This window comes from Citreimonas sp. (assembly GCF_042096055.1).
In the GTDB taxonomy this organism is placed as follows: Bacteria; Pseudomonadota; Alphaproteobacteria; order Rhodobacterales; family Rhodobacteraceae; genus Citreimonas.
The window spans coordinates 1-5,606 of the sequence record NZ_JBELMH010000041.1; the positions used below are offsets into that span (position 1 = coordinate 1).

Annotated in this window: 6 protein-coding genes and 1 pseudogene; 6 read left to right on the forward strand and 1 reads right to left on the reverse strand. The window is 69.4% G+C overall.

The window, feature by feature from the left end:
• The 5 genes from ACFDTC_RS10610 to rarD all read left to right on the forward strand — a co-directional run.
• On the forward strand, window positions 1-1,518 hold a 1,518-nt coding region (locus tag ACFDTC_RS10610), incomplete at its 5' end, for a glycine cleavage T C-terminal barrel domain-containing protein (protein WP_375258848.1).
• Window positions 1,511-2,080, forward strand: coding sequence for a sarcosine oxidase subunit gamma (locus ACFDTC_RS10615; RefSeq protein ID WP_375258849.1), 570 nt, complete (start codon window positions 1,511-1,513; stop codon window positions 2,078-2,080). The genes ACFDTC_RS10610 and ACFDTC_RS10615, both read left to right, overlap by 8 nt.
• Before the next feature lie 78 nt (window positions 2,081-2,158).
• Entirely contained in the window at window positions 2,159-2,620 is a 462-nt protein-coding gene (locus ACFDTC_RS10620; protein ID WP_375258850.1) for a hypothetical protein, read from the forward strand.
• A 105-nt stretch (window positions 2,621-2,725) separates the two neighbouring features.
• A complete protein-coding gene (locus ACFDTC_RS10625) occupies window positions 2,726-3,334 on the forward strand; it encodes a superoxide dismutase (RefSeq protein ID WP_375258851.1) in 609 nt (202 codons plus the stop codon).
• A gap of 211 nt (window positions 3,335-3,545) precedes the next feature.
• The gene (rarD, locus tag ACFDTC_RS10630) at window positions 3,546-4,460 is read left to right on the forward strand and encodes an EamA family transporter RarD (RefSeq protein ID WP_375258852.1); all 915 of its coding nucleotides are present in this window, start codon (window positions 3,546-3,548) and stop codon (window positions 4,458-4,460) included.
• On the opposite strand, the gene ACFDTC_RS10635 is transcribed toward rarD, so the two are convergent.
• The gene (locus tag ACFDTC_RS10635; protein ID WP_375258853.1) at window positions 4,382-4,954 is read right to left on the reverse strand and encodes a TIGR00730 family Rossman fold protein; all 573 of its coding nucleotides are present in this window, start codon (window positions 4,952-4,954) and stop codon (window positions 4,382-4,384) included. The two genes, rarD and ACFDTC_RS10635, sit on opposite strands and share 79 nt — an antisense overlap.
• Before the next feature lie 179 nt (window positions 4,955-5,133).
• Between ACFDTC_RS10635 and ACFDTC_RS10640 the strand changes: the two are divergent.
• Window positions 5,134-5,606: pseudogene (locus ACFDTC_RS10640) on the forward strand (hypothetical protein); the annotation flags it as partial.

The window sequence follows — 5,606 nt, forward strand, 5'->3', positions numbered from 1 at the left end:
CCGGCCGAGGCGCCGCTGCTCCCGGTCTGGATGATGCCGCAGGGCGCGCATGCGGACCTGCGCGCCAAGGCCTTCCTCGACTTCCAGAACGACGTGAAGGTCTCGGACGTGGAACTGGCCGCGCAAGAAGGCTTCGAGTCGGTCGAGCACACCAAGCGCTACACCACACTGGGCATGGCGACGGACCAGGGAAAGCTGAGCAACATCAACGGGCTGGCGGTTCTGTCTCAGGCGCTGAACGCACCGATCCCGCAGGTCGGCACCACCACCTTCCGGCCGCCCTACACGCCGGTGTCGATGGGCGCCATCGCGGGCGAGGCGCGCGGCGCGCTGTTCCAGCCGATCCGCCGCACGCCGCTGCACGACTGGCACGAGGCCAGCGGCGCCACGTGGGAACCGGTGGGCCAGTGGCGCCGACCCTATTGCTATCCCCGCGCGGGCGAGGACGCGCACGCCGCCGTCGCGCGCGAGATCAATGCGACGCGCGGCAGCCTCGGGTTGCTCGACGCCTCGACGCTGGGCAAGATCGTGGTTAAGGGACCCGATGCGGGCCGCTTCCTCGACATGCTCTACACCAACATGATGAGCACGCTGAAACCGGGCAAATGCCGCTACGGCCTGATGTGCTCGGAAAACGGCTTCCTCATCGACGACGGCGTTGTCGCGCGGCTGGATGACGAAACGTACCTCTGCCACACGACCACCGGCGGCGCCGACCGCATCCATGCCCACATGGAGGACTGGCTTCAGACCGAGTGGTGGGACTGGAAGGTCTACACCGCCAACCTGACCGAGCAATTCGGCCAGATCGCCGTTGTCGGCCCCAACGCCCGCAAGCTGCTGGAAAAGCTGGGCGGCATGGACGTCTCGGCCGAGGCACTGCCCTTCATGGGTTTCGCCGAGGGCCAGCTTGCCGGCCATCCGGTCCGCGTCTACCGCATCTCGTTCTCCGGTGAGCTCAGCTACGAGATCGCCGTGCCCGCCGGGCAGGCCCGCGCGCTGTGGGACAGGATCGTCGATGCCGGCGCCGAATGGCACATCACCCCCTACGGCACAGAGGCGCTGCACGTGATGCGCGCCGAGAAGGGCTTCATCATGATCGGGGACGAGACCGACGGCACGGTGATCCCGCAGGATCTGGGCCTCGACTGGGCGATCTCGAAGAAGAAGGACGACTACCTGGGCAAGCGCGCGCAGGCCCGTCCGCACATGACCGATCCGGACCGCTGGAAGCTGGTCGGACTGCAGACCCTCGACGGCTCGGTCCTGCCCGACGGCGCCTATGCCGTGGCCGACGGCAGCAACGCCAACGGCCAGCGCAACACCGAAGGGCGCGTGACCTCAAGCTACCATTCGCCGACGCTGGGGCGGGGCATCGCCATGGGCCTCGTGTATCGCGGCCCGGACCGCATAGGCGAGGTGCTGCGCTTCATGCGCGACGACGGCAAGACCGCGGTCGAGGCGCGCATCGTCGATCCGGTGGTCTTCGATCCCGAGGGGGCAAAGCAGAATGTCTGAGACGGTCCTGCCGCTGGGCGGCGCGAAGGTCGACGGCCTCGTCACAGTCGGGGAGATGGCGCTGGGGATGATCTCGCTGCGCGGCACGCTGGAGTCCGAGGCGATCGCCACGGCGGTGACCGAGCTTGCCGGCGCCGCCATGCCCCAGCCGTTGAAAGCCAGCGCCCAGGGCGACCGCGCGCTGCTGTGGATGTCGCCGGACGAGCTGCTGATCGTGCTGCCCCACGCCGAGGCGCCGCAGGCCGCGCACGACCTCGCGGGTCGCCTTTCCGGCGAGCATACGCTGGTCGCCGACGTCTCGGATGCGCGCGCGGTCTTCGCGCTGAGCGGCGACGACGCGCGCCTGCGCGAGACGCTGGCCAAGCTTACGCCGGCCGATCTGTCGCCCGGTGCCTGTCCCTCGGGCACCGTGCGCCGCACGCGTCTGGCGCAGATCCCGGGCGCGATCTGGCTGTCCGAGCCGGGCACCGTGCGCGTGCTGTGCTTCCGCTCGGTCGCGCGCTACGCCTTCGACCTGCTCGCGACGGCCGCCGCGCCGGACGCCCCGGTCGGCGTTTACTGAACACGCGCAACGGGTTGCGCCGACGCTCTGCGCTGCTAGGCTACGCACGACCAGCGTACCAGTATCGGAGAGTACACGATGAAGACCGTCTTCCACCGCGCGCGCGGCGCGATCCTGCATGGCGCTGCGGGCGCGCTTCTGCTCGGCGCCACGGCGCTGACCGGCGTGGTCGCGCAGACCGCCCCGGCCGCCGCGCAAGCTGCGCGTACCCTGTGCAAGATCGATCTCAACAGCCGCCAGAAGGGTTGGATCGCGCCCGAGATCCTGTTCCTGCGCGACGGCGCGCGCGTGATGGTCGTGGACGGCATCGTGCTGATGAACAACGACGAACAGCCGGTCGAGGCCAGGATCGCCGACGAACGCGCGGACCGCGTCACCTACACGTGGGAGGTCCGGTCGAAGGACATCGGCGGCCGGATCGTGCGCATGAAGTACCGCGCCACGCGCTTCAAGCAGGACGGCGCCGTCTCGGTCTCGGCGCTGCCGCTGGGCTATGCCAACAGCTTCACCGCACGCGGGCGCTGCGACGCCATCCAGTGACCCCCCACGCCGCCCGGCGGGCCAAGTGACGCGGCGACACTTGACCTCACGCGGCGGGCGGCACACGTAAGGGGCAACGCCAACAACCAACGAGGGGTGACAACCATGGCTTTCGAACTTCCCGATCTTCCCTATGCCCACGATGCGCTTGCCTCCAAGGGCATGTGCCAGGAAACGCTCGAATATCACCACGACATCCACCACAAGGCCTATGTCGACAACGGCAACAAGGCCATCTCGGGCACCGAGTGGGAGAACAAGAGCGTCGAGGAGATCGTCAAGGGCACCTACGATCCCAACGCCGTCGCGCAGTCGGGCATCTTCAACAATGCTTCGCAGCACTGGAATCACACCCAGTTCTGGGAGATGATGGGTCCGGGTGCCACCGGCATGCCCGGCGAACTGGAAAGCCGTCTGAACGACGCCTTCGGCTCGGTCGACGACTTCAAGAAGGAATTCGCCGCGGCCGGTGCCGGCCAGTTCGGCTCGGGCTGGGCCTGGCTGGTGGTCGACAAGGACGGCAGCCTGAAGGTCACCAAGACCGAGAACGGCGTGAACCCGCTGTGCTTCGGTCAGACCGCGCTGCTGGGCTGCGACGTGTGGGAGCATTCCTACTACATCGACTTCCGCAACAAGCGTCCCGCCTACCTGCAGAACTTCCTCGACAACCTGGTGAACTGGGAAAACGTGGCCGAGCGCCTGTCCAAGGCCTGATCGCCACTACGACCCCGATCCAGGACGACGCCCCGGCCCGCAACGGCCGGGGCGCTCGCGTTTCAAGAACCGCCAAGTGGTGAATCGCCCTGCCGCCCCACTTCGACGCCCCGCCTTGTATCTTCACTTTGGCCCAAATACTCCGGGGGAGCCGGCCCGCAGGGACGGCGGGGGCAGAGCCCCGTCCAAGCCCATTCTCCCGGGGATCCCGATGACTTCTGCCCGCACCGGCGTTCTCGCCATGATCGCCGCCTGCGTCGTCTGGGGCCTCTCTCCGCTCTACTACAAGATGCTCTCGCACGTGCCGCCGCTCGAGGTGCTGGCACACCGCACCCTGTGGTCGCTGGTCAGCTTCGCGGTGCTGCTCGGTGTGCAGGGCCGGCTGCGGCTGCTGTCCGGCGCGCTGGGGTCGCCGCGCGCGGCCTTCCTCACCGCCGCGGCGGCGGTGGCGATCTCGTCCAACTGGTTCCTGTTCATTCTGTCGGTCCAGACCGGCCGCACCACCGAGGCGAGCCTGGGCTACTACATCTTTCCGCTGGTCGCGGTGCTGCTGGGCGTCCTGGCCTTCGGCGAGCGTCTCGCGCGCCTGCAATGGGCCGCCGTGGCGCTGGCCTGCGCGGCGGTCGTGGTGATGGTCTTGGGCGAGGGCGTGGCGCCGTGGATCTCGCTGATCATCGCCTTCACATTCGGCATCTACGGCCTTGTGAAGAAAGGCCTTTCCGTCGGCCCCGTCGTGTCGGTCACGGCCGAGGTCGCGGTGCTGGCGCCGCTGGCGCTCGGATGGCTCGCCTGGACGCACGGCGCGGGCGGAGGTGCCTACGGCGCGGACTGGGGCACCACCGCGCTGCTGATGGTCTCGGGTCCGCTGACGGCCGCGCCGCTGGTGCTGTTCTCGCGCGCGGCGACCCGCGTGCGCTACGCCACCGTGGGGCTGATCCAGTATCTCAACCCGACGCTGCAGTTCTTCTGCGCCGTCGTCGTCTTCGCCGAGCCCTTCACGCAAGTACACGCCATCATCTTCGGCCTGATCTGGGCAGCACTGGCGCTCTACTCGGCCTCGGCCTTCGCGTCCGACAGGGCGCGGCGCAGAAGACCCATCACCTCGGTGGCCGAGCCGCCCGAGTGAACGAAGTCCAGCAGCGACGCGTCGGCGAAGCCCGCGCCCACCACGTGGTCCATCAGCGCGCGCAGCGGCGCCCAGAAGCCGTTGACATCCATCAGAACGATCGGCTTGGCGTGCAGGCCCAACTGGCGCCAGGTCAGCGCCTCGAAGAACTCGTCGAGCGAGCCCGCGCCGCCCGGCATCACCACGATCGCGTCGGCGTTCATCAGCATGACCTTCTTGCGCTCGTGCATCGTCTCGGTGACCACGAACGAGGTCAGGTCCCGCTTGCCCACCTCGAGATCCATCAGGTGCTTGGGGATCACGCCGAACGTGCGCCCGCCGGCCTCCTGCGCCGCGCGCGCCACGGTGCCCATCAGGCCCACGTCGCCCGCGCCGTAGACCAGTTGCCAGCCCGCGTCGGCGATGGCGCGCCCCAGCGCGGTGGCCTGATCGGCATGCGCGGGGTCGGTGCCCATGCGCGAGCCGCAGTAGACGCAGATGGATGTGGTGGACATGGCACGCTCCGCCGTAAAGGAAATCTCGATTTTGACCGGTGATAGTCCGGCTGATATACGGGCTCAACCGCCGTCTGTGACGGTGTTTCGGGGGATGACGGGATGACCAGCGCGGGGATCGGCGCATGAGCAGGGCTGCGCTGTTCGGCGGGCTGGCGGCCGGCGCCGCGGCGGTGGTCGTGGCCGCCGTCTTGGGCGGCGCGTGGCTGGCGCCGCAGCGGGACGCGCGCGCCGACGATCCCGCGGATGCCGAGCCGACAGTTGCGCGCGTCGCCACGCCGCCCGCCGGGGAACGCACGGATGATCCCGCCGCCGAACAGGCGTCCACCGCGGCGCCGGTGCAGCCGGTTTCCGATGCGCGGCCAGGCGGTTCCGTGACCGCGCCGGCGCCCGAACAGGCCGTCGCGACGCCGGGTGAGGCGGTGGCCGACGCTTCGCACGGCGACACCGCCACCGCGTCGTCTTCCCCGGCGCCCGCCGTCGCAGACAGCGAACCGGCGGCGCCGGCTCCGGTCGCCACCACCTCGGGCGCACCCGTCCTGCCCGGCGATACGGATCCCGTTGCCCTCGCCCGCGTCGCGGCGCCCGAGGCACCCGGCATCGCCGAGGACGGCGGCGCGGTCCCGCAGACGGGCGTCGCCATGCCCGCCTT